The 18557-nt window shown below is 75.4% G+C and carries 15 protein-coding genes; 4 read left to right on the plus strand and 11 right to left on the minus strand.

Annotation, left to right across the window (positions count from 1 at the left end; translation table 11 throughout):
* The coding region (locus J5X07_RS07425) for an integrase core domain-containing protein (RefSeq protein WP_208479285.1) at positions 1–132 on the plus strand (132 nt) is incomplete at its 5' end.
* Between the two features lie 662 nt (positions 133–794).
* On the opposite strand, the gene J5X07_RS07430 is transcribed toward J5X07_RS07425, so the two are convergent.
* The 7 genes from J5X07_RS07430 to J5X07_RS07460 all read right to left on the minus strand — a co-directional run bounded on the left by J5X07_RS07430 (position 795) and on the right by J5X07_RS07460 (position 6015).
* A complete protein-coding gene (locus J5X07_RS07430) occupies positions 795–1496 on the minus strand; it encodes a hypothetical protein (protein ID WP_341769431.1) in 702 nt (233 codons plus the stop codon).
* Complete coding sequence (locus J5X07_RS07435; RefSeq protein WP_243896589.1) at positions 1493–2041, minus strand: hypothetical protein; 549 nt, start codon at positions 2039–2041, stop codon at positions 1493–1495. Before J5X07_RS07435 ends, J5X07_RS07430 begins: the two co-directional genes overlap by 4 nt.
* Positions 2010–2615 (minus strand): TadE family protein, encoded by a 606-nt coding sequence (locus tag J5X07_RS07440; protein WP_208479235.1) that lies wholly within the window; start codon positions 2613–2615, stop codon positions 2010–2012. Before J5X07_RS07440 ends, J5X07_RS07435 begins: the two co-directional genes overlap by 32 nt.
* Positions 2584–2766 carry a hypothetical protein gene (locus J5X07_RS07445; protein WP_124934451.1) on the minus strand — a complete coding sequence of 61 codons (183 nt, stop codon included), beginning with the start codon at positions 2764–2766 and terminating at the stop codon, positions 2584–2586. The genes J5X07_RS07440 and J5X07_RS07445 overlap by 32 nt, the downstream gene beginning before the upstream one ends.
* Positions 2767–2978: 212 nt before the next feature.
* A complete protein-coding gene (locus J5X07_RS07450; RefSeq protein ID WP_124934450.1) occupies positions 2979–3905 on the minus strand; it encodes a type II secretion system F family protein in 927 nt (308 codons plus the stop codon).
* On the minus strand, positions 3902–4753 hold the full coding sequence (locus J5X07_RS07455) for a type II secretion system F family protein (protein ID WP_124934449.1): 852 nt from the start codon (positions 4751–4753) through the stop codon (positions 3902–3904). Before J5X07_RS07455 ends, J5X07_RS07450 begins: the two co-directional genes overlap by 4 nt.
* Positions 4753–6015, minus strand: coding sequence for a TadA family conjugal transfer-associated ATPase (locus tag J5X07_RS07460; RefSeq protein ID WP_124934448.1), 1263 nt, complete (start codon positions 6013–6015; stop codon positions 4753–4755). The genes J5X07_RS07455 and J5X07_RS07460 overlap by 1 nt, the downstream gene beginning before the upstream one ends.
* 305 nt (positions 6016–6320) lie before the next feature.
* Here J5X07_RS07460 and J5X07_RS07465 point away from each other — a divergent pair, with 305 nt between their 5' ends.
* Positions 6321–7592 carry a phosphotransferase gene (locus J5X07_RS07465; protein ID WP_124934447.1) on the plus strand — a complete coding sequence of 424 codons (1272 nt, stop codon included), beginning with the start codon at positions 6321–6323 and terminating at the stop codon, positions 7590–7592.
* A 49-nt stretch (positions 7593–7641) separates the two neighbouring features.
* Here J5X07_RS07465 and J5X07_RS07470 read toward each other — a convergent pair whose 3' ends face one another.
* On the minus strand, positions 7642–8334 hold the full coding sequence (locus tag J5X07_RS07470; protein ID WP_124934446.1) for a DUF6796 family protein: 693 nt from the start codon (positions 8332–8334) through the stop codon (positions 7642–7644).
* 173 nt (positions 8335–8507) lie between these two features.
* Here J5X07_RS07470 and J5X07_RS07475 point away from each other — a divergent pair, with 173 nt between their 5' ends.
* A complete protein-coding gene (locus J5X07_RS07475; protein WP_185732089.1) occupies positions 8508–8894 on the plus strand; it encodes a thiol-disulfide oxidoreductase DCC family protein in 387 nt (128 codons plus the stop codon).
* A 767-nt stretch (positions 8895–9661) separates the two neighbouring features.
* On the opposite strand, the gene J5X07_RS07480 is transcribed toward J5X07_RS07475, so the two are convergent.
* A complete protein-coding gene (locus J5X07_RS07480; protein WP_124934444.1) occupies positions 9662–13273 on the minus strand; it encodes an ATP-dependent helicase in 3612 nt (1203 codons plus the stop codon).
* Positions 13270–17064 (minus strand): PD-(D/E)XK nuclease family protein, encoded by a 3795-nt coding sequence (locus J5X07_RS07485; protein ID WP_124934443.1) that lies wholly within the window; start codon positions 17062–17064, stop codon positions 13270–13272. Before J5X07_RS07485 ends, J5X07_RS07480 begins: the two co-directional genes overlap by 4 nt.
* A 224-nt stretch (positions 17065–17288) precedes the next feature.
* Between J5X07_RS07485 and J5X07_RS07490 the strand changes: the two genes are divergently transcribed.
* Positions 17289–17504: a DUF3107 domain-containing protein gene (locus J5X07_RS07490; RefSeq protein ID WP_124934442.1), complete on the plus strand. Its 216-nt coding sequence runs from the start codon at positions 17289–17291 to the stop codon at positions 17502–17504.
* 120 nt (positions 17505–17624) lie between these two features.
* Here J5X07_RS07490 and J5X07_RS07495 read toward each other — a convergent pair whose 3' ends face one another.
* A complete protein-coding gene (locus tag J5X07_RS07495) occupies positions 17625–18548 on the minus strand; it encodes an RCC1 domain-containing protein (protein WP_208479237.1) in 924 nt (307 codons plus the stop codon).
* Positions 18549–18557: the final 9 nt, after the last annotated feature.

Consider the following 18557-nt stretch of genomic DNA (forward strand, 5'->3'; position numbering starts at 1 on the left):
ACCAGCCAGACCCAGCGCGAGACCGCCTACCAGGACTGGCTGCACTCCTACAATCACCACCGCCCCCACACCGCCCTCGACGGCCAAACCCCCGCCAGCCGCGTCCACAACCTCACGGGGAAGTACACCTAGCGCGGCCGGTCACGGGCGGAGCCGGCCAGGCGGCGCCCGGCCCTCGCCTGACCGGGGCGATCTGGAAGCGCCGGATCGCTTGGGCCCGCCGGGCCGGCTGGGCTGGGCCTGTGCCGAGGAAGGCCCGGTGCCCCGGGGATGGCAGGCCGGGGGTGGCGGCAGACCAGGACTGGCGGCGTTGGTACGGGTTCGATGGGGCCTCACTTCGCGACGGAGGTGTCACTTCGCGACAGAGGCGTCGCTTCGCGGAAGGAGCGACACCTGCAAGTACCGTCCATGTCGCGAAGTGTCGCGCTTGTCGCGAAGTGACGCCCGACCTGCGGCCCCACCACTCTTCCGGTCCCTGCCTCTCACGGAGCACGTGGCCCTCCCGGCGGCACGCGTCGCTCCCGGAGCGCGTGGGGCCCTGGGCCCCCCTTGACCCCCTGGCTCCCCCCTGGCGCACCACTGCCGGCCCCACCCACCCCGACCGCGCCGACGGCGGCGACAGCCTGCCCGGGCAACGGGGCGCCGAGATCGCCTGATCCTCTCAGGCCGGGTGCGGTATCAGGCCCTGAGAGGACTGCACCTGTGGAGGACGAACCGCCCCGGCCCACACCCCGGACCGCCCGAGCCGGACGGGGCGCCACCCGCCCCGACCACGGCCTCCGGAGGAAGGGAGCCTAGGGCACCGTGGTGATCGCGGCGGTGCCCGTGGCCGTGAGGGTGAAGCCCTGGGCCGGGATGATCCCCCAGGGCAGGAAGGGCGGCTGGGAGTGGGCTCGCAGGGTGACCACGGCGGTGGTCCCATCCTGCGCCTGGGCGCTGAGGAGCTCCACTCCGCTCAGCCCCGCGCCGTGGACCACCCGGGCCTGGGCGGTGAGGTCCTCCAGGGCGGCGGCGCGCACCCCCTGCGAGGTCAGGGCCCCTGGGGCGGCATCCAGCGCCCCGGGGTCGTGGTTGTAGTAGGACTGGCCGTCCACCCCTGCCGCCCCGGCCGCGGCCGCGGAGTCGGCCATGGAGGTCAGGGCCTTGAGGTCGAGGTAGACGGCGGTGGCCGAGGCAGTCACCAGGATCAGCGCCAGGATCAGGGTGATCATCCCGATGCCCAGCAGGAGGATCTGGCCCTCCTCGTCGCGGCGCGCCCGCCGCACCAGCCGCGCCGCGAGCCGCTCGGGCATGGGCTGGTCCACGATCGGCGCGCTGCGGTGGAGCCGCCTGGGCCGGCGCGCTCCCCCGGGCCGACCGGTCCGGCGGAGCCCCACGGGCGGGCGCGCTTCGCGCCGTCGCGCCGTGGGCGGTGCGGTGGCGGGCAGCGGGCGCCATGACCACGGGGCGAGAGCCCGCCCCCTGCGCTCGCGGGCCCGGCCTGTGCTCGATCTCATTGCTCCTCCTTGGCGGACAGGTCGACGGCGCGCTGGGCCTCCAGGACGACGACATCGCGTCCCAGGCCGATCGCCGCCAGTCCCGGCAGGTCCACCGCGGCCTCGACGCGCAGCACCACCGTCCCTGTGCACGCTCCCTCGCAGGACACCGAGACCGCCGTGGCGGGATCGGCCTCCACCCCCTGATCCGACAGGGCCAGGCCGGCGGCGGTGCGGGCATGGGCCAGCGCCTGCGGGGAGTGGTCCACCTCCAGGATGCGGCTGGCGATGTCGGCCGCTGAGGCCACGGCGAAGGAGGCCGCCTGGATCTGGGACAGGGCGACCAGCAGGTAGAGGACGGGGATGAGCAGGCAGGCGCTCCAGCCGATGAACTCCACCGAGGCATTGCCCCGCTCCTGGGGCGCCGCGCGGCCCAGCCGCCTCAGCGGCGCCAGGGCCCTCAGGGGGCCGAGCAGCACGGCCCTGCCCGCGCGCCGCCCGTCGGCCCGGGCGCCGCGGGGCGCGACAGGGACCTCACCGCCCGGCACCATCGCCGGGGTTCTCATCGGCCTGCACCTCCTCCGCTGCGCCGGCGGGCTGCGCGGCGCCCGCCGCACCAGCCGGCGGCGCCGCGTCCTGGCCGAGCTCCAGCAGCGCCAGCTCGTCCACCGCACGGCCCTGGACCCGCAGGGTGCCTCCGGGTCCCAGGAGTCCCAGCACCGGCAGGGGCGCGGTCACGGTGACCACCACGACGCTGAGCCCATCGATGCGGGTCCGGGAGACCTCCACGCTCTGGACGTAGCCATCGGCCAGGGCGGCGTCGCTCAGGGCGCGCACGCGCGCCTGGGCCTCGGCGGGGGTGCCGCCGGCCAGGGCGGCCCGCCGGGCCCCCTCGCCGGCGGCGTCGATGAGCACGTTGCGGGCGTGCAGCCCCAGCGCCAGCTGGAGCAGGGCCATCACCGCGGCCATGACCAGCATGCTCACCAGCACGAAGTCGACGACGGCCGCTCCCTCCTGCCCGCGCCACCGCAATGGCGCGGGAGGCGGCCACCGTCGCAGCGGGAGCCCGACGCACCGCGGTGCGTCGGGCGGGCCGGCCTGCCCCCGCTCAGATCGCACCGGTGACCTTGGCGATGGCATCGAGGAACACCTGGGTGAGTGTGGTTCCGGCCACGGTCCACAGGGCCACGACGAGTCCCGCCGTCATGAGGGTGACCAGCACCCAGCCGGGAACATCCCCGCGCTCATCGGCCAGGGCTGCGCGCAGCCGGCACCACCGCGCGGATCGCATCGGCCGCTGAGGATGCGGGCCCTGGCGGCCCCGGCGACACGGCCCCCGGCGCCACCAGCGGCACCGGGGCAGGAGTCGGTGGAGGGCCGGCCTGCGGGCAGTGGGGCGGTGCGCCGGGCGGGGCATGGGCTTCATCTGCTCTCTCCTTGCTGTGTGAACCGTGTGGACCGTGTGGACTCTGTCTGGGCTCTTCGGTGCGGGTCGCATGCGCCTCACAGCCCCAATCTCAGGACGAACAGCCCCGGGAAGAGGGCGAAGGCCACGGTGATGGGAAGGACGAGGAAGACCACCGGCACCATCTGGGCGATCTCCCTGCGGCCGCCCTCCTCCATGAGGTCACGGCGGGCCGCCTCGCGCACGTCGGCGGCCTGGGACCGCAGCACCTCGGCCAGGGGCGTGCCTCGCTCCAGCGCCACGGAGATCGCCTCGCACAGGCGGGTCACGTGCAGGGAGCCCGCACGCGCCTCCAGGTGATCCAGGGCGGTGGTCAGGACCGTGCCCGAGCGGATGTCGGTCAGGGTGGCGGCCAGCTCGGCCACCAGGTCGCCGCGGCCCAGCGCCACCACCCGCTCCATGGCGGCCACGGGCCCCTGCCCGGCGCCCACGGCCAGTGCCAGCAGCTCGACGACGTCGGGCAGCTGGGCCTCGATGCGGTCCCGCCTCGCGCGCACGGCCTGGGACAGGCGCCAGTCGCGCATCGCCGCACCGCACACGCAGGCCAGGAGGGCCAGGAGGAGGAAGGCGGGCACGCGGGTGGAGCCCGTCAGCGCCGCCAGGGCGCCCAGGCCGACGGCGATGAGGAATCCTGCCGCCGCCCACTCCAGCTGCTGAAGGCGGAACTGCTCCAGGGTCAGGGACGATCCGCTGCGGGCCAGGCGGGCGCGCACCGAGGAGGCCGAGGATCCCAGGGAGTCCAGCACGCCGCCCAGGGCGGTGACGGCGGCCAGGAGCAGGTCGGCGATGCTGCGGCCCTCGGCGTCGGCAGCCGCCAGGAGGCCCGAGCCGGCCGGCCGCTGGTGGACGTAGGGGGCCAGGCGGGCCATGAGGGTGGGGCGGCGCCGGCGGAGCGCGGACAGGACGAGCAGCAGGCCCGCGGCGCCCAGGAGCCCGGCCAGGCCGCCGATGATCGTGGGGCTCATCGCAGGGTCCTTCCCTCCTCCGGGAGGCGGCCCAGGCGCAGCATGAGCCGGTAGGCCAGGATCGAGGCCAGGCCGCCGATGGCGAGCACCGCGGCACCGGTGGAGGTGGCGTAGGCCGAGGCCGCCTGGGGGCGGGTGGACAGCAGCGCCAGGACCAGCCAGGGGGCGGCGACCGCGACCTTGGCGCCGTTGACGGTCCAGGACTGGCGGGCCTCCAGCTCGCCGCGCGTGCGCATGTCCTCGCGCAGCATGCGCGACAGCGAGCGCAGCAGGTTGCCCAGGTCGGTGCCTCCCACCTCGTGGGCCAGGCGCAGCGCCTCGACGATGCGGTCCGCCACGGGATCGGCGAAGCGGGCCTTGAGCCGGTCCAGGCAGTGATCGAAGCGGGCGGTGGCGGCGTAGTCCACGGCGAAGGCCCGGAACTGGGGGCGCACCGCCTCGGGGCCGCGCTCGGCCAGGTTCGACAGCGCCTCGGGCAGGCTCATGCCCGCCCTCACCCCGGACAGGAGCGTGTCGACCGCCTCGGGCCACACCTCGCGCAGGCGGGAGCGGCGCGCCCGGGCGCGCGAGGACACCAGGAGGAAGGGGGCTCCCGAGGCGATGACGGCGAAGGCCGCGGCGATGGGCCAGGCGCCGGACAGGCCCAGGAAGACCAGGCCGGTGACCAGCCCCAGGGCGGCGCTGCCCGCCACGAAGACCGCGGGGCTGGTGCGGCCGGCGCCGGCCTGGATGAGCAGGTCGGCCAGGTGCCGGGAGCGCTCGGAGCGCCAGCGGGGCGGCTCGCTGGTGCAGGCCATCCACAGGGACAGCAGGCCCAGGCCCGCCAGGAGCCCGGCGATGGCGCCCATCAGCACCACTCCCCCGGCCCCGGTCCTCGGGGCAGGTCCGGGTCGGCCAGGAGGGCCGCCAGGTCGTGCCCGACGCGGGTGTAGCGCTCCGAGCCGTAGGGGAAGCCCGGGCCGCGCACGAGGTCCCCGGAGATATCGCGGTGGTAGATGTCGGCCAGCTCGATGATCCCGTTCTCCACCCTGCCGGACAGGGCGGAGACCTCCCGGACGGTGCGCCGTCCGCGGGCGTCGATGTCGAGATGGATGACCAGGTCGATGGCGGAGGCCACCGTGGGGACCACGAAGTCGCTGGAGACGTTCTCGCCCGCCAGCAGGGGCAGGGTGCAGATCTTGACGATGGCCTCCCGGGCGGAGTTGGCGTGGATGGTGCACATCGAGGGCAGCCCGGAGTTCATGGCGATGAGCAGATCGAGGGCCTCGGCCTCGCGGACCTCGCCGATGATGAGCCGGTCGGGGCGCATGCGCAGCGCCTCCTTGACCAGGCGGCGCAGGGTGATCTCGCCGACGCCCTCCAGGTTGGCCGGCCGGGTCTGCATGGCCACGCAGTCGCGGTTGCGCAGGGCCAGCTCGAAGACCTCCTCGCAGGTGATGACCCGCTGGGCGGCGGGGATGGCCCCGGCCAGGGCGCGCGCCAGGGTGGTCTTGCCGGCCTGGGTGGCCCCGGAGACCAGGATGTTGAGGCCGGCCTGGACCGAGGCATCCAGGAAGGCGGCCGCGCCGGCGGGCAGGGATCCCATGCGCACCAGGTCGGCGGTGCGCGAGGCCCGCGAGGAGTGCTTGCGGATGTTGACCGCCCAGTTGTGCGAGGTGATGGGCGGGATGACGACGTGGAGGCGCTCCCCGCCCGGGAGCTGGGAGTCCACGAAGGGGCTGGACAGGTCCAGCCGGCGGCCGGAGACGCGCAGCATCCGCTCGACCAGGACGCGCAGGTCCTCGGCCTCCAGGATGGTGGTGGTCAGCTCGGGCCGCCCGGAGCGGGCCACGAAGACCCTGCCGGGGGCGTTGATCCAGATCTCCTCGATGGCCTCGTCGTCGAGGTAGGCCTGGAGGGGGCCCAGGCCGGCCAGGGCGTCCAGGGCCCGGGCCCGGGCGGCGTCGGGGTCGGCCAGGGGAGGCACGAGCCCGGCGTCCGCCCGCTGGAGGTAGTCGGCTCCGGCCTCGGCCACGAGGCCCTCCAGGGCGGAAGTGTCCTTGAGCGGGTCGATGCCGCGGTCGCGGACGAGCTGTTGGATCTCGGTCAGCAGGATGTCGGCGGCGTCCATGGGCTTCCAGGGTGGTGGGGTGGGGCGCGGATGCGCGCCAGGGCGGGCAGATCGACGCTGATCTGGGACGACGACCGTTTCGTGAGCGCCGTCACCGCTGACTGTAGGTCACAGGAGGGTGACGGCGCCACCGGGAATAATCGCCCTGTGGATAACCCCTCGGGGCTCCTGGATGCCTCCCGGGGAGGGCGCCGACGGCGGAGCCTGCGGCAGTGGGCCTCGGACGGCCTCCCGCGGGGCGCTCTGCCCTCAGCGGACTGGCGCGGCAGACTGTGCGCGAGCGCCGTGTCACCTACGGTTGGATCATGTCACAGCCGCCGCAGTCCCCGGACGCCCCCGACGCCGCCGAGCCCCCCGCTCCGCCCGCCGATCCGGCGGGGCCGGCAGAGCCGGTGGGGCGGGCCGCCTCGGCGGGCTCTGCCGCACGGGCCTCATCCTCCCCCGGATCCCCGGACTCCGCCGGTGCTGCGCCGGCGACCGCCGGCGGCGCCGCAGTAGCGGGGGGCGGGGAGGGGGCCTCGACCGGTGGGCGCCGCGGCCGGCGCTCGGCCCTGGCGCTGGCGGCCATGGCCACGGTGGCCGTCCCGGGGCTCAATCCCGCCCGCCTGGCCCTGCCCCAGTCCCGCACCGAGGAGCTGCACGTCGTCGGCGTGGTCGACACCCAGGGCCGCCACTGGGAGGTCCTCGAGGCCTCCAGCGATGCGATGGGGGCCAGTCTGGAGGCCGAGGCCGAGGTCCTGCGGCGCGTGGGGCGGGTGGCCGATGCGGGCAGGATCTCCTTCGATGTCTCGCGCGCGGGCGGGTCCCTGCGCAATCAGGGGGCCCACATCCAGGTGCGCTCCCATATCGAGGGCAGGCCCATCGCCGTGGACTCCCTGCGCCCGGGCCCGGGCCTGTCGGCCGGGCTGGGCAAGGTGCTGGGCGAGATCCATGAGATGCCCACCGCCGTCATCTCCGAATCCGGGATGCCGGTCTACACCGCCGAGGAGGTGCGTCAGCGCTGGTTGAGCCTGCTGGACGACGCCGCGGCCACCGGCAAGGTCCCACCGGCGCTGCTGGGCCGGTGGGAGGAGGCCCTGGAGGACACCGCGCTGTGGCGCTTCCGCCCCGTGGTGGTGCACGGGGATCTGGCCGAGGACAACGTGCTGACCGCGGGCGGGGCCGTGGTCTCGGTGCGGGGCTGGACCCAGGCCCATGTGGGCGACCCGGCCGAGGACATGGCGTGGATCTACTCCTCGGTGCCGGTGGACTGCCTGGACTCCATCGAGGACGCCTACGATGTGGCCCGAGCCGAGGGGGTGGACAAGCACCTGCGGGATCGCGCCGAGCTGGTCAGCGAGCTGGGCCTGGCGCGCTGGCTGCTGCACGGGGTGCGCGGGGGCGAGCAGGCGGTGGTCCGCGACGCCGAGTCCATGCTGGAGGACCTGGCCGCCCAGGTGGGCGATACCCCGCTGGTGGCACCCGCCACGCCCCGCCTGGCGCCGGTGCCCGGGGAGAGGGTCACTGCTGATCAGGATGCCTCCACCAGCCCGGTGGCCATGGTCAGCGTGGAGCCGCAGGACCCTGACGGGGCCTGAGGCCGCCCGTGGGCCCGGGTGGCCTTGGCGATCCCCGGGCCTGGTCGGCTCAGCCGAGGGGCGCGTGGGCGCCCAGGAGCAGCAGGGCGATGGCCCACACGAGGTTGAGGATGTTGAACAGGGCCCCGTCCAGCAGGGGCTTGCCCGGGTAGGGCAGGCGGGTGAGCAGGATCCAGGGGCCGGCCTGCAGCAGCGGGGTCAGCAGCACCGCCCACCGCGGCAGGGGCGTGTGGCCCAGGAGGATGGCCAGGCCCACGAGGAGCCAGCCCATGGCGGTGATGGCGATGGCGGGGACCCAGGCGGCGATGAGGAAGCGGCGCAGACGGCGGGCGTGCCTGAGCACCTCCCGATCGGGCTCGCCGGTGAGGTAGGCGGCATAGGCCCGCTCCGAGGCCAGGGCCAGGGGGTAGAAGGAGGCGTGGGCCAGGGGCGCCAAGGAGAAGCCGATGCCCAGGAGGACGACCGCCACCACCCCGATAGTGCTGTGGTGCAGCAGCGCCCAGTGGGCGTAGAGGCCCGCGAGCATGAGGGGCGCCGAGTAGTTGGCCACCAGCGCGCCCCAGCGCAGGCGCGGCTCGTTGACGCGGGCGTAGAAGGCGTAGGCGTCATCGCCCATGAGCTCGATGAACTCGCCGTACCGGCGCCGGTCGGGCTTGTGGAAGCCGACGATGAGGGCGTCGCCCAGGATCCACGCGAGCGCGCTGAGGAGGAAGGCGAGTGCGGACCAGGTCAGGGATGTCATCGGTGCGGGATACCTCCTCGGCCGAGGCACCCGGATCAAGGGCACCTCGCTTAGGCTACCCTCATCAACCCGGCTCAGTGGCGGACGGGCGGCAGCGAGGTGCCCTCATGCGCCGATGGGGCACTGGGTTTGACGCGGTGGAGGCGCAGCTGGACGAGGCGATGAGGGAGCTGATGGCGATGACGGGGGCACCGGAAGTGCCGAGCAGGCCCGTGGCGGTGTTCGTCTACGACGATGGGTGCGGGCCGTGCTCGCGCTTCGTGGGCTTCATGCGGTCCCGAGTCGACGGCGATCGGGTGCGCTTCATGGGCGGTCGCGCCTACCGGGGGCCCGGCGCGGAGCTCACTGGTCGCACGGCGCTGCTCGTGACCGACCAGGGGGTGAGGATCGAGCAGGAGGCCATCGGCGGCCTGCTCAGGCACGCCCGGTGGCCCTGGCGCTGGCTGGGCCGCATCATCGTCTGGCGGCCGCTGCGCACTCCGGGCCGACTGGTCTACCGGTGGGTCGCCGGAGCGCGCCACCGCCTGCCCGTGGGCGCCTGCACCCTCGACCTGCCCTAGGAGCGCCTCCCCGGGCGGTCGTGCCTCCCCGGGGGTTGCTGGCGCAGTCAGCAACAGGCAGCGGAGTGCGGGTCGTCAGGCTCGCCTCGACCACAGGGGCGTGGAGTGCTGGGCCGGGACTGTGCCCGGGGACGCCGTGGCCCGGGGATGGTGGGCCGGCGGTGGTGGGGTGCGGTGCGACAGAGGCGTCACTTCGCGACAGAGGCGTCACTTCGCGGAAAGAGCGACACCTGCAAGTACCGTCCAAGTCGCGAAGTGACGCGTTTTCCGCGAAGTGACGCCCAACCTGCGGCCCGCCGCTTCTCCGATCCCTGACCCTCCCGGTCCCTGCCTCTCCCGGAGCACGTGGCCCTCCCGGCGACACGCGGACCTCCCGGAGCGCGTGGCCCCCTGGTTCCTCCTGGGCACCACTGCCGGCCCCGCCCAGCCCGACCGCGCCGGCGGCGGCGACAGCCTGCCCGGGCAAGGATACCGACATCGCTTGATCCCCTCAGGCCCGCCGCACCTTCAGGCCCTGAAGGGCCTGAAGGTGCGGCGGTTCTGGAGGTCCTTCAGCGCGTTCCGAACCCCGGGCGCCTCAGGCGCACGGGCCCTGACCCGCGCAGATGTGAAACTCCCCTGCGTCAGGGGCGGGGGAGGGACCTCCGCAGCTGCCACCGCCAGCGCCCGCCTGCGCTTGCGCCCTTCACGGCGCAGTCCCGCCTCTGCCACCAGGGCGAAGCCGCGTCGATGGGGCGATGGAGGCCAAGGCGCGGAGGGGCTCCATCTCAGGCCAGGCGGGTGAGGTGGTCGGTGATCCGCTCCAGGGAGAGCAGCTCCGCCTCCCCCAGCTGCTCGACGGCGCCACCGGGCTCATCGACGTAGATGTAGGCGGCGCGCACATCGCCCGCCCTCACCCCCTGGGAGGCGGCCCAGGCGTGGACGTAGACGCTGAGCTGGTCCACCGGCACCCGGCGGCGCCCGGTCTTCCAGTCCACGATGAGCCATCTCCCGCCGTCGGCGTGCTCGAAGACGGCGTCCATGCGGCAGCGCAGCGTGGTGCCGCCCACGCTCAGCTCGCGCTCGACCTCGGTGTCCACCAGGACGTAGTCGGCCAGGAGCGGGATGCTCTGGGCGGTCTCCAGCCAGCGCTCGATCCTGCGGCGGTCCGGCTCTCCGAGGGTCTCGGGGATGCCCGCCTCCAGCAGGCTGAGGAGGGTGCCCCGGGCCGAGAGGCGCTGGGCGATGGCCTCGTGGAAGACCGTGCCGAGCCTGCCCGCGGCGCGGGGCTGCGGCGGCAGCGGGCGGCGCAGGTCCAGGGCGAAGGCGGCGGGGTCCTTGCGCAGGTCGTCCAGGCGGGTGGCCGCCAGGTGCGAGGGGATGCGGACGGTGCTCGGCTCATCGGCGACCCGCGCCCGCTCCGCCAGGAGGAGGGCGGCCTCGGAGCACCAGCGCGCCACCAGGGGGTCCTCCTCGGCGCCCCCCGGCGCGCCCGGATCCCGCCCCCCGGCATCGAGGGTCGGCCTGGCCGGACGTGCTCCCGGCGCCCCTGCGGCGGTCGGTTCCGCAGGGGCGGCCGCGGCGGGAGAAGGACCCCGATCGGGCACGGGACAGGCCGTGCCGCCCTCCCCGTCCAGGAGCTCCGGCGCACCGGGCTGTGCTGCCGCCTCCATGGCGGCCTGCACGGATCGGGCTGCGGCGAGCCTGGCCCGGGAGAGCGTGGAGCCCTCCCCCGGACCCCGCTGCGGCTGCGAGGCGCCACCCTGCTCGGAGCCGGCGCCCGGCCCCGGCGCGGCCCGCTCCGACTCGGCGCCCGGCTCCACGGCGGGACCCTGGGGCGGCCACCACCCGGTGCGCACCTCCTCGGCCAGGGGGTTGATGGCCTGGGGGTCGGGCTCGACCCACCCGGGCCCGTAGGCGGTGAGCATGCCGCGCCGGTGCAGCTCGTCGAGGAATCGGGAGGGCGGCTTGGGCTTCTGGGAGGTCTTGGCCAGGTGGGAGCCGGTGAGCAGCACGTGGTGGCGGGCGCGGGTGATGGCCACGTAGGCCAGGCGCCGCTCCTCGGCGATGGCGTGGCGGCCCAGGGCCCGGGTGTACTGCTCCCACAGGTCCTTGACGGTGTCCTTGTCAGTGGCTCCGGGCTCGAGGGCTCCCAGCTCGAAGGGGGGCAGGGTCTGGGCGTCGGCGCGCAGCGGGTGGGGGAAGCTCTCCTGGGAGGTCATCCACCCGCTCTCGGTGAGGACGAGGTCCTCGGGCGGGGTCTTGCGGTAGGAGGGGAAGCCCCCCTCGGTCATGCCCGCCACCACCACGGTGTCCCACTCCAGTCCCTTGGAGGCGTGGATGGTCAGCAGTTGGACGGCTCCGGGCTCGGGCTCGACCTCCGGGGCCTCCATCCCGTTCTCCCGCTCCTCGGCGGTCTCCAGCCAGGTGAGGAATCCCGCGAGGGTGGGGGCCTCGATATCGGCGGCGTACTGCTGGGCGGTGGCGTGGAAGGCGTCCAGGGCGCGGCGTCCCATGGGGTCGCCCAGGCGCGCGGCCAGCTCGATGTCCAGGCCCAGGGCCTGCTCGGCCAGGGCGAGCAGCTCGGGCAGGGGCAGGTGGAGCCCGGAGCGCACGGCGCGCAGCTGGCGCCCCAGGCGCAGGGCGATGCCCCTGCCGGTGGGGCTCAGACCCGGCACCGGCACGGCGCCGTCCTCCTCGCGCACGATCGCCTCCAGCGCCTCGGAGACCAGGGGCGCCTCGACGGAGTGCTCGTCCGGAGCGGCGCGGGGGCCGGTGAGGAGCCGGCGCGCCAGGCCGTGGAGGGCGGCCAGGTCGGCGGCCCCGATACCGGCGCCGGTGAGCAGTCGCATGAGGCGGTCGCCGCGCTCGGGGTCGGCGGCCGCGCCCAGCAGGGCGCGCAGGTCGGCGACCTCGGGGACGGCGAGCATGCCGCCCAGGCCCACGATGCTCACCGGCAGGCCCGCCTCCTGGAGGGCCTGGGCGATGGGCGGGAAGAGGCTGCGGGCCCGGCACAGCACCGCCATCTGCGCCTGGGGGCTCCAGCGCTCGCTGAGGAAGTCGGCGATGGTCCGGGCCTCCTGGAGGGGGTCCTGGAGGTAGGCGGCGGCCATGAGCCCGTGCTCTGGTGCACTGGCCTCCGGGGGGCCCGCCGCCGGGTCTCCTGCCGCGGTGCTGGCGCCTGCTCCCGTGGCGTCGTCCCCCCGGGGGCGGGGGCGCAGGGGCTCGACGGGGATGTGGATGATGGGGCTGTCCCCCGGCTCGGGGGTGTGGTGGCGCAGCGGTGAGGAGACGGCGTTGGCGGCCTGGAGGATGGCGGGGTCGTTGCGCCAGGCGGTGGACAGCGGAAGGACGGGCGCGGCGCCGCTGGAGGTGCCCGGGGAGCCGGCCGCGGGGTTGAAGCGGGCGTGGAAGGTGTCCAGGGCCCCGGCACTGGCGCCGCGCCAGCCGTAGATGGCCTGGTGGGGGTCGCCGACGGCGGTGACGCCCGAGCCGGCGAAGAGCGCGGAGAGCAGGCGCAGCTGGGCCACAGAGGTGTCCTGGAACTCGTCGAGCAGGACCGCCGGGTACTGGGCGCGCAGCTGGGCGCGGACCTCCTGGCTGCTCTCGGCGATGCGGCAGGCCAGGGAGATCTGGTCGCCGAAGTCGAGCAGCCCGTGGGAGCGCTTGTAGTCCCGGTACTCGATGGCGGCCTCCAGGGTGCCGTGCCACTGGCGCATGGTCTGGGGGGCCCTGCCCACCATGGACTTGCATCCCCGGATGGCGGCCAGGCCCTCGAACAGCCCAGCCAGGTCCTCCAGGTCGCGGGCGGCGTCCTGGGGCTCCAGGAGGTTCTCCGACAGCGCCGCATCCAGTCGCAGGACGGCCTGGGTGGCGGATCCCAGGGTCTCCAGGGGCAGTGGCTCGGTGCGGGCCTCGATGAGGCGGGAGGCGACCTGCCAGGCGCGGGCCTCGGTGATGAGGGTGGCGTCGGGATCGACCCCGATGCGCAGGCCGTGCTCGCGCACGATGGTGCCCGCGAAGGAGTTGTAGGTGGCGATGGTGGGTGTGGCCGGCTCGTCGGCCTGCGCGGGGGCGGCCACGAGGCCGGACTCGGCGAGCTGGGCCAGACGGGTGGCCACGCGCTGGGCGAGCTCGGCGGTGGCCTTGCGCGTGAAGGTCAGGCCCAGCACCTGGTCGGGCCGCACGGCACCGGTGGCCACGAGGTGGACGACGCGCTGGCTCATGGTGGCGGTCTTGCCCGATCCCGCACCGGCGACGACGAGCAGGGGGCTCAGGGGATGGGCGATGACGCGGGACTGCTCGGGGGTGGGGGCCGGCAGGCCCAGGGCCGCGGCGATCCGCTCGGGGCTCATGGGTCCGCGGGGCGCCGTGGCGGGCGCGCTGGACTCTGGGCTCATGCGACCACTCGCCTCCCTTCGGGCTGGAGCGGGCAGGAGTCCTTGACGCGGCAGGTGCGGCAGTGGGGCCCGGTGCGGGCCTGGAGGAGGGGGCCGACGGCGTCCAGGGCAGCGTCGCGCACCATGTCGCGCGCCCAGTCCCGGCCGGAGTCCGGGTCGGGGCTGGGCGCCAGGGCGGCGCCCGGTGGGCTGATGACGGTCAGCCCGTCGCGCTTGCCCGGCTCCTTGCCCAGCAGGACCAGCGCGCCGCCGACGACCTCGTAGCCCTGGGCCTCCAGGGCGAGGCGGTAGGTGGCCAGCTGGGGGTGGTAAGGAGCAGCCTTCCTGTCCGGCACCGACTTGCCGGTCTTGATATCGACCACGCGCACCGCGGTGGGGTGGCGCCCCTCATCGTCGACGGCGTTGAGGGCGCCGTCGGGAGGGCCCCCGGCCCTGCCCCCGGCACCACCGTGCTGCGGCAGGCCCGGCGCCTCCCGGGGTCCCTCGTTCCCGGTGCGCGCGCTGGCCGCGGCCTCCAACCGGTCGATGCGCCCGGTGATGGTGACCGGGACGGTGGGCCCGGCCGCCCGCCTCCCCCCAGTGCCCGAGGGGCGCTCAGGGCTGAGGGGCGCCGCCGAGCCTCCAGCTCGGGGGGCGGGTGCGCTGCCGGCGGGCACGGGCAGGTCCAGCTCGGCGCGGATGGGCACCTCGACCCCGGCGCCGCCGGGCACGCCCTGGAGGTAGTTGTCCAGGCGCTCGACCATGGCGCGTGCCTGCTGGGCGGCCTGGTCCCCCAGCCAGGTGCCGGGGTAGCCCAGGGCGGGAAGCTGGGCCTCGAAGGCCTCCATGAGGTCGGGGCCGCGCAGCTGCTCGCGCTCGGCGCGCTCGGCCAGCCGGTGGATGAGGCTGCCCAGGCTCTGGGCGCTGGTGGCGGCGCTGGAGCCGCCGTGGCGCTGGAGGAACCAGCGCAGGGGGCAGTCGGTGATGCCCTCCACATCCGAGGGGCTGACGCGGATCCTCTGCCCGGGGGCCACCAGGGGCTCCTGGCTGGAGGAGATGATGGCCCCGGCCCAGGTGCGCGGCGCGGCCCCGGACACCCCCTGGGTCGCCAGGGCGGCCAGCAGCCGGCTCGCCTCCTGGCCGCGGTGGCGTTCCTGGGCCGTGGCGCCGGGCAGGTGCCCCTCGACGGCGGCCCGCCGCAGCTCGCCGACCAGGCCGCGCAGGGTCAGGTCCCCCACGTCCTGGGCGGGCAGGATGGCACCGTCCTCATCGAGGCTGAGGGTGCCGGTGGCCTGGGCGATCTGGGTGTGGAAGGAGGAGGGGGCGTGATCGGCGTCGGCGGTGGCGGTGACCAGGAGCCGCCGGGTGGCGCGGGTCAGGGAGGCCAGGAGCATGCGGCGCTCATCGGCCCGCACCTGGGCGCGGGCCAGGGCGGGATCGACCTGGCCCGCGCTGTCATGGGGCAGGCGCCCGGTGACGGCGTCGACGAGCAGGCCGGCGCGGGTCATGGAGTCGCGCAGCCGCAGGTCGGGCCAGGACTCGGCGTTGAGCCCCATGACCGCCACGACCTGCCACTGGCGGCCCGCGGCCGCGGCAGGGGTCATGACGCCCACGCCCACGGATCGGATGCCCTGGGGGGCCACGGAGTCGGAGGGCAGGATCTCGGCGGCCAGCTCGGCGAGGAACCGTGCTGCGGGCGCTCCGGGGTGGCGCTCGGCCCAGACCTCGGCGCGCTTGAACAGGGCGGTGACGACATCGAGGTCGTGCTCGGCGGCCTCGGCCAGGGCGGGCACGGCGATCTCGGGCCCTGTGCGCATGGCCAGGGCCCGCCAGGCCTCCGCCCGCCCGGAGGCCTCCCAGGCGGCCCACAGGAGCGATTCGATATCGGCCTCGCCCCCGGACACCGCCCGCCTGAGGGCGTCCACGATGCGCGCGGCGCGCAGGACCAGGCCCGCCTGGAGCGCGATCGGCTCCCCGGCAACGGAGTCGTGGAAGGACTGGGCCCGGCGCGGGCAGGCCACCAGGCCCAGGAGCAGATCTTCGGCTCCGGGCTGGTCGGCGGTCCCGTGGAGGCCCGGGGCCTGCTGATCGGACCGCAGGCGCCTGCGCACACGGCGCAGGTCCAGGGGGCTCAGGCCGATGAGGGGGCTGGTGAGCAGGTCCAGGATGGGGCCCCGATCGGGCGGCGCCTCTAAGTCCGAGTCGAGGACCGGTGTCCGGCCCCGGGGGTCTGCGTGAGGGCCCTGGTCCTGGTGGTGCTGGGATGATTCCTCAGGCGCCTGGGAGGAGACCCGCGTCGACGAGGGCTGGGCCTGGGGCGGGGGCACGGCCTGAGACCCTGGCAGCCCCGCAGACCCTGCCAGCCCCGCCCGCGGCTCGGCCCCCCCGAGGCGGCCGGCCAGCCCCGCCCCGACGATGTCGAGCAGGGCGGCCGCGGCGGGCTCGGCTCGCAGCAGCACGGCGGGGGTGTCCAGGGTCACCGGCACGCCGCGGCGCCGCAACTCCCGGGCCACAGCGCCGGCCTGGCCGGAGGATCGCACGATGACGGCCATCTGGCTCCAGGGCGTGGAGTGGTGGATGCGCTCCTCGCGCAGCATCCGGGCCACGTGGGCCGCCTCCTGGGCAGGCGAGCCGGCCACGACGGCTCCCGCCCCCCAGGGCAGTGGCGGGCGGGCCTGCTCCGCCCCTCCCCCGGCACCACCGCCCAACTGCTCCGCACCGGCCGCAGCGGTGGGACCGGTAGGCCCGGTGGTGGGGGCGAGCCGGGGGCGGCGGTGGGCGGCGGTTCCGGTGATCGGGAGTCGGGCGCTCTGGTCCTCCCAGAGGCGGGTCAGGGCCGGGTTCCCCCGGTGGCGGGTGGCCAGCACCAGGCGCTCGGCATCCAGGCCCGAGCGGTCCTCAGCCTCGATGAGCAGGCTGGGGGTGCCGCCGCGGAAGGTCTCGACCGCGGTATCGGGGTCCCCCAGCACCACCACTTGGGCGCGGTGCCCATCGGCGTCGGGGCGCGTGAGGGCTGCCAGGAGGCGCGCGGTGGCCGCGGTGCAGTCCTGGTAGTCGTCGGCGATGACCAGGTCGGGGACCGGGCGCGGCACGCCGACGGCGTCGGCCTCCCAGGTGCCCAGGGCCTCGGCGGCCCGATCCTGGAGGCGGGCGGTGTCCACCTTGCGCACCTGGGAGCGCAGCTCGGCGGTGGGGCGCCCCTGGGCGTCCCAGGTGCGCAGGAGCCGCGAGGCGGGGCCCCAGATGGGAACCTGGAGCCGCTGCCCCAGGCCGGCGAGCTCCTCGGCCTCCACCCCCAGCTCCCCGGCACGGGCCAGCAGGTTGCGCAGCTCGGAGCGGAAGGCCCGCGAGGCCACCGCCTCGGGCGCCAGCCCCGGCCATGCCGCGGGGTCGAGCATGGCCGCCAGGGCGGCGTCCTCCTCCGCACCGGCCAGCAGGACCGGGGCGGGCAGGGGGTCGGGGCGCCTGGTCAGGGAGGTGGTCAGGATGGTCAGGGCCAGGGCCGCCGGGGTGCGCACCCGCACCGTGCCGTCGCCATGGCCCTGCCCCAGCAGGTGGGCGGCCTGCGCGCGCAGGTGGTCGGCCCGCAGGCGGGTGGGCGCCAGCAGGAGGGCGTCGCGTCCCGCGGCCACCGCCTGGGAGAGCAGGCGCAGGGCCAGGGTGGTCTTGCCCGTGCCCGCGGCCCCCAGGACCACGGCATTGCCGTGCCCGGCGACCCGGTCCATGACGGCGCGGGCCGAGGGGTCCGGCGCGGGCAGGGAGGGTGGCGCCTGCGGTGCCAGGAGGCGGATCGGAGGGGTGTCCTGCGGCATGGGACCATCTCACCACGGCCCTGCGGCATGAATGCGGCGCCGTGAGCGGATCGTCATCACGCGGGCACCTGCCGGGCCAGCGCCCCGGCCCGGCAGGTGTCCGCGTGAGGCGAAAAGACCCGGCCGGGGTATCCGCCCTGGGCCCCGGGCCCCCGGGCCGGCCCTAGGATGTGGGCCAGCAGCAGTTGGCGGGCCCATCCCCAGGGCCCTGATGAAGGAGAACCATGCAGGTCACCATCGGAATCAAGCACTCCCCCCGTGAGCTCACCGTGGAGACCTCCTCCTCCCAGCAGGACGTGCTGAAGGCGGTTGAGCACGCCGCCACCGAGTCGGTCGTCCTGGAGGATGACAAGGGCCGCAAGGTCTTCATCCCCGCCGGCGCACTGGCCTACATCGAGCTCGGCCAGGCCGAGCCGCGCCGCGTCGGCTTCGGCATCTGAGCCCGGCCGGCCTCGCTGATCACTGATCCGGGAGGCGGGCACCGGGCCGGCAACCGCGGCACCGGCGCGCCGCTGGGCGCAGGACCGTCCCAGCGGCGCGCCGTCATCGGCTGCGATCGTCTACTCCTCCGCGATGAGCACGGGACCGAGCACGCTCTCCTGGGCTGCGGGGTCGGCCTGCCCCCAGGAGTTGTTGCCCCACACCCAGGTGCCCTCGGCGGCCAGCGCCCACGTGTCGTAGCCCGAGGTGCCCAGCTCGACGGCGCCCTCGACGTCGGGGACCCGGGTCAGACCGGAGGGGGCCTCGGTGGCACTGCCGGTGACCTGGCCGTAGCGGTTCGAGCCGAAGCAGAACACTGAGGAGTCCACCAGGGCGCAGGTGTGCTCATTGCCGGAGACCACCTGGGTGGGGGCCGCCGGCAGGCTCCCGACCTCGATCGCCTCGGTGACGGCATCACCGGGAGTCGTGCCGAGCTGGCCGAGGTCGTTGGCGCCCCAGCCGTAGACGACTCCCGCCTCATCGACGGCAACGGCGAAGCCGCGCCCCACGCTCAGGGCCGAGACCCTGACCGTCTCCAGCCCGGCGACGGCGGCGGGAGCCACCGTCCTGCCCTCCAGGTCCGCGCCCCAGCAGGTCACGCCCACCCCGGGCGAGGAGCACACGAAGGAGCCGTCCCCCGAGCGCAGGCCCGCGCCCGACAGCGGATCGGAGACCGCCTGCGCCTCGGGGGCGGGGTCGGTTGTCTGCGCGCCGGGCGCGAAGACCCGGCCGAGAACCACTCCCCCGCCCACGAGGGCGCAGACGGCCAGCACCGAGAGCAGGACCCGCCCTGCCACTCGTCTACGCGGAGGCTGGGGGCTCCACAGGAAGTCGCCGGAGCCGCCCGGGGCCGTCAGGCCCGCGGAGCCGGCACCGCCGCCTCCGGCGGAGGGGTGCGGGGCCGACCCGGGCGCGCCCGCGGGCACGGGGGCCCACCCCTGCGGCGCGCCCCTGCCGGGGGAATGGCTGCCCGCCGTCATACCGGCGCCGTCGTTACTGTCCATCGAAGGCGT

This window comes from Actinomyces bowdenii, from assembly GCF_017592395.1.
Classification (GTDB): Bacteria; Actinomycetota; Actinomycetes; order Actinomycetales; family Actinomycetaceae; genus Actinomyces; species Actinomyces bowdenii.

Excerpts from the sequence above, each read along its gene's own strand:
- J5X07_RS07455 (WP_124934449.1), bottom strand. The coding sequence starts at position 4,753 with ATGGGCGCCATCGCCGGGCTCCTGGCGGGCCTGGGCCTGCTGTCCCTG.
- J5X07_RS07470 (WP_124934446.1), bottom strand. The coding sequence starts at position 8,334 with ATGACATCCCTGACCTGGTCCGCACTCGCCTTCCTCCTCAGCGCGCTC.
- J5X07_RS07465 (WP_124934447.1), top strand. The coding sequence starts at position 6,321 with ATGTCACAGCCGCCGCAGTCCCCGGACGCCCCCGACGCCGCCGAGCCC.
- J5X07_RS07490 (WP_124934442.1), top strand. The coding sequence starts at position 17,289 with ATGCAGGTCACCATCGGAATCAAGCACTCCCCCCGTGAGCTCACCGTG.
- J5X07_RS07435 (WP_243896589.1), bottom strand. The coding sequence starts at position 2,041 with ATGAGAACCCCGGCGATGGTGCCGGGCGGTGAGGTCCCTGTCGCGCCC.
- J5X07_RS07440 (WP_208479235.1), bottom strand. The coding sequence starts at position 2,615 with ATGCCATCGCCAAGGTCACCGGTGCGATCTGAGCGGGGGCAGGCCGGC.
- J5X07_RS07480 (WP_124934444.1), bottom strand. The coding sequence starts at position 13,273 with ATGAGCCCAGAGTCCAGCGCGCCCGCCACGGCGCCCCGCGGACCCATG.
- J5X07_RS07475 (WP_185732089.1), top strand. The coding sequence starts at position 8,508 with ATGGCGATGACGGGGGCACCGGAAGTGCCGAGCAGGCCCGTGGCGGTG.
- J5X07_RS07485 (WP_124934443.1), bottom strand. The coding sequence starts at position 17,064 with ATGCCGCAGGACACCCCTCCGATCCGCCTCCTGGCACCGCAGGCGCCA.
- J5X07_RS07450 (WP_124934450.1), bottom strand. The coding sequence starts at position 3,905 with ATGAGCCCCACGATCATCGGCGGCCTGGCCGGGCTCCTGGGCGCCGCG.
- J5X07_RS07445 (WP_124934451.1), bottom strand. The coding sequence starts at position 2,766 with ATGCGATCCGCGCGGTGGTGCCGGCTGCGCGCAGCCCTGGCCGATGAG.
- J5X07_RS07460 (WP_124934448.1), bottom strand. The coding sequence starts at position 6,015 with ATGGACGCCGCCGACATCCTGCTGACCGAGATCCAACAGCTCGTCCGC.
- J5X07_RS07495 (WP_208479237.1), bottom strand. The coding sequence starts at position 18,548 with ATGGACAGTAACGACGGCGCCGGTATGACGGCGGGCAGCCATTCCCCC.
- J5X07_RS07430 (WP_341769431.1), bottom strand. The coding sequence starts at position 1,496 with ATGAGATCGAGCACAGGCCGGGCCCGCGAGCGCAGGGGGCGGGCTCTC.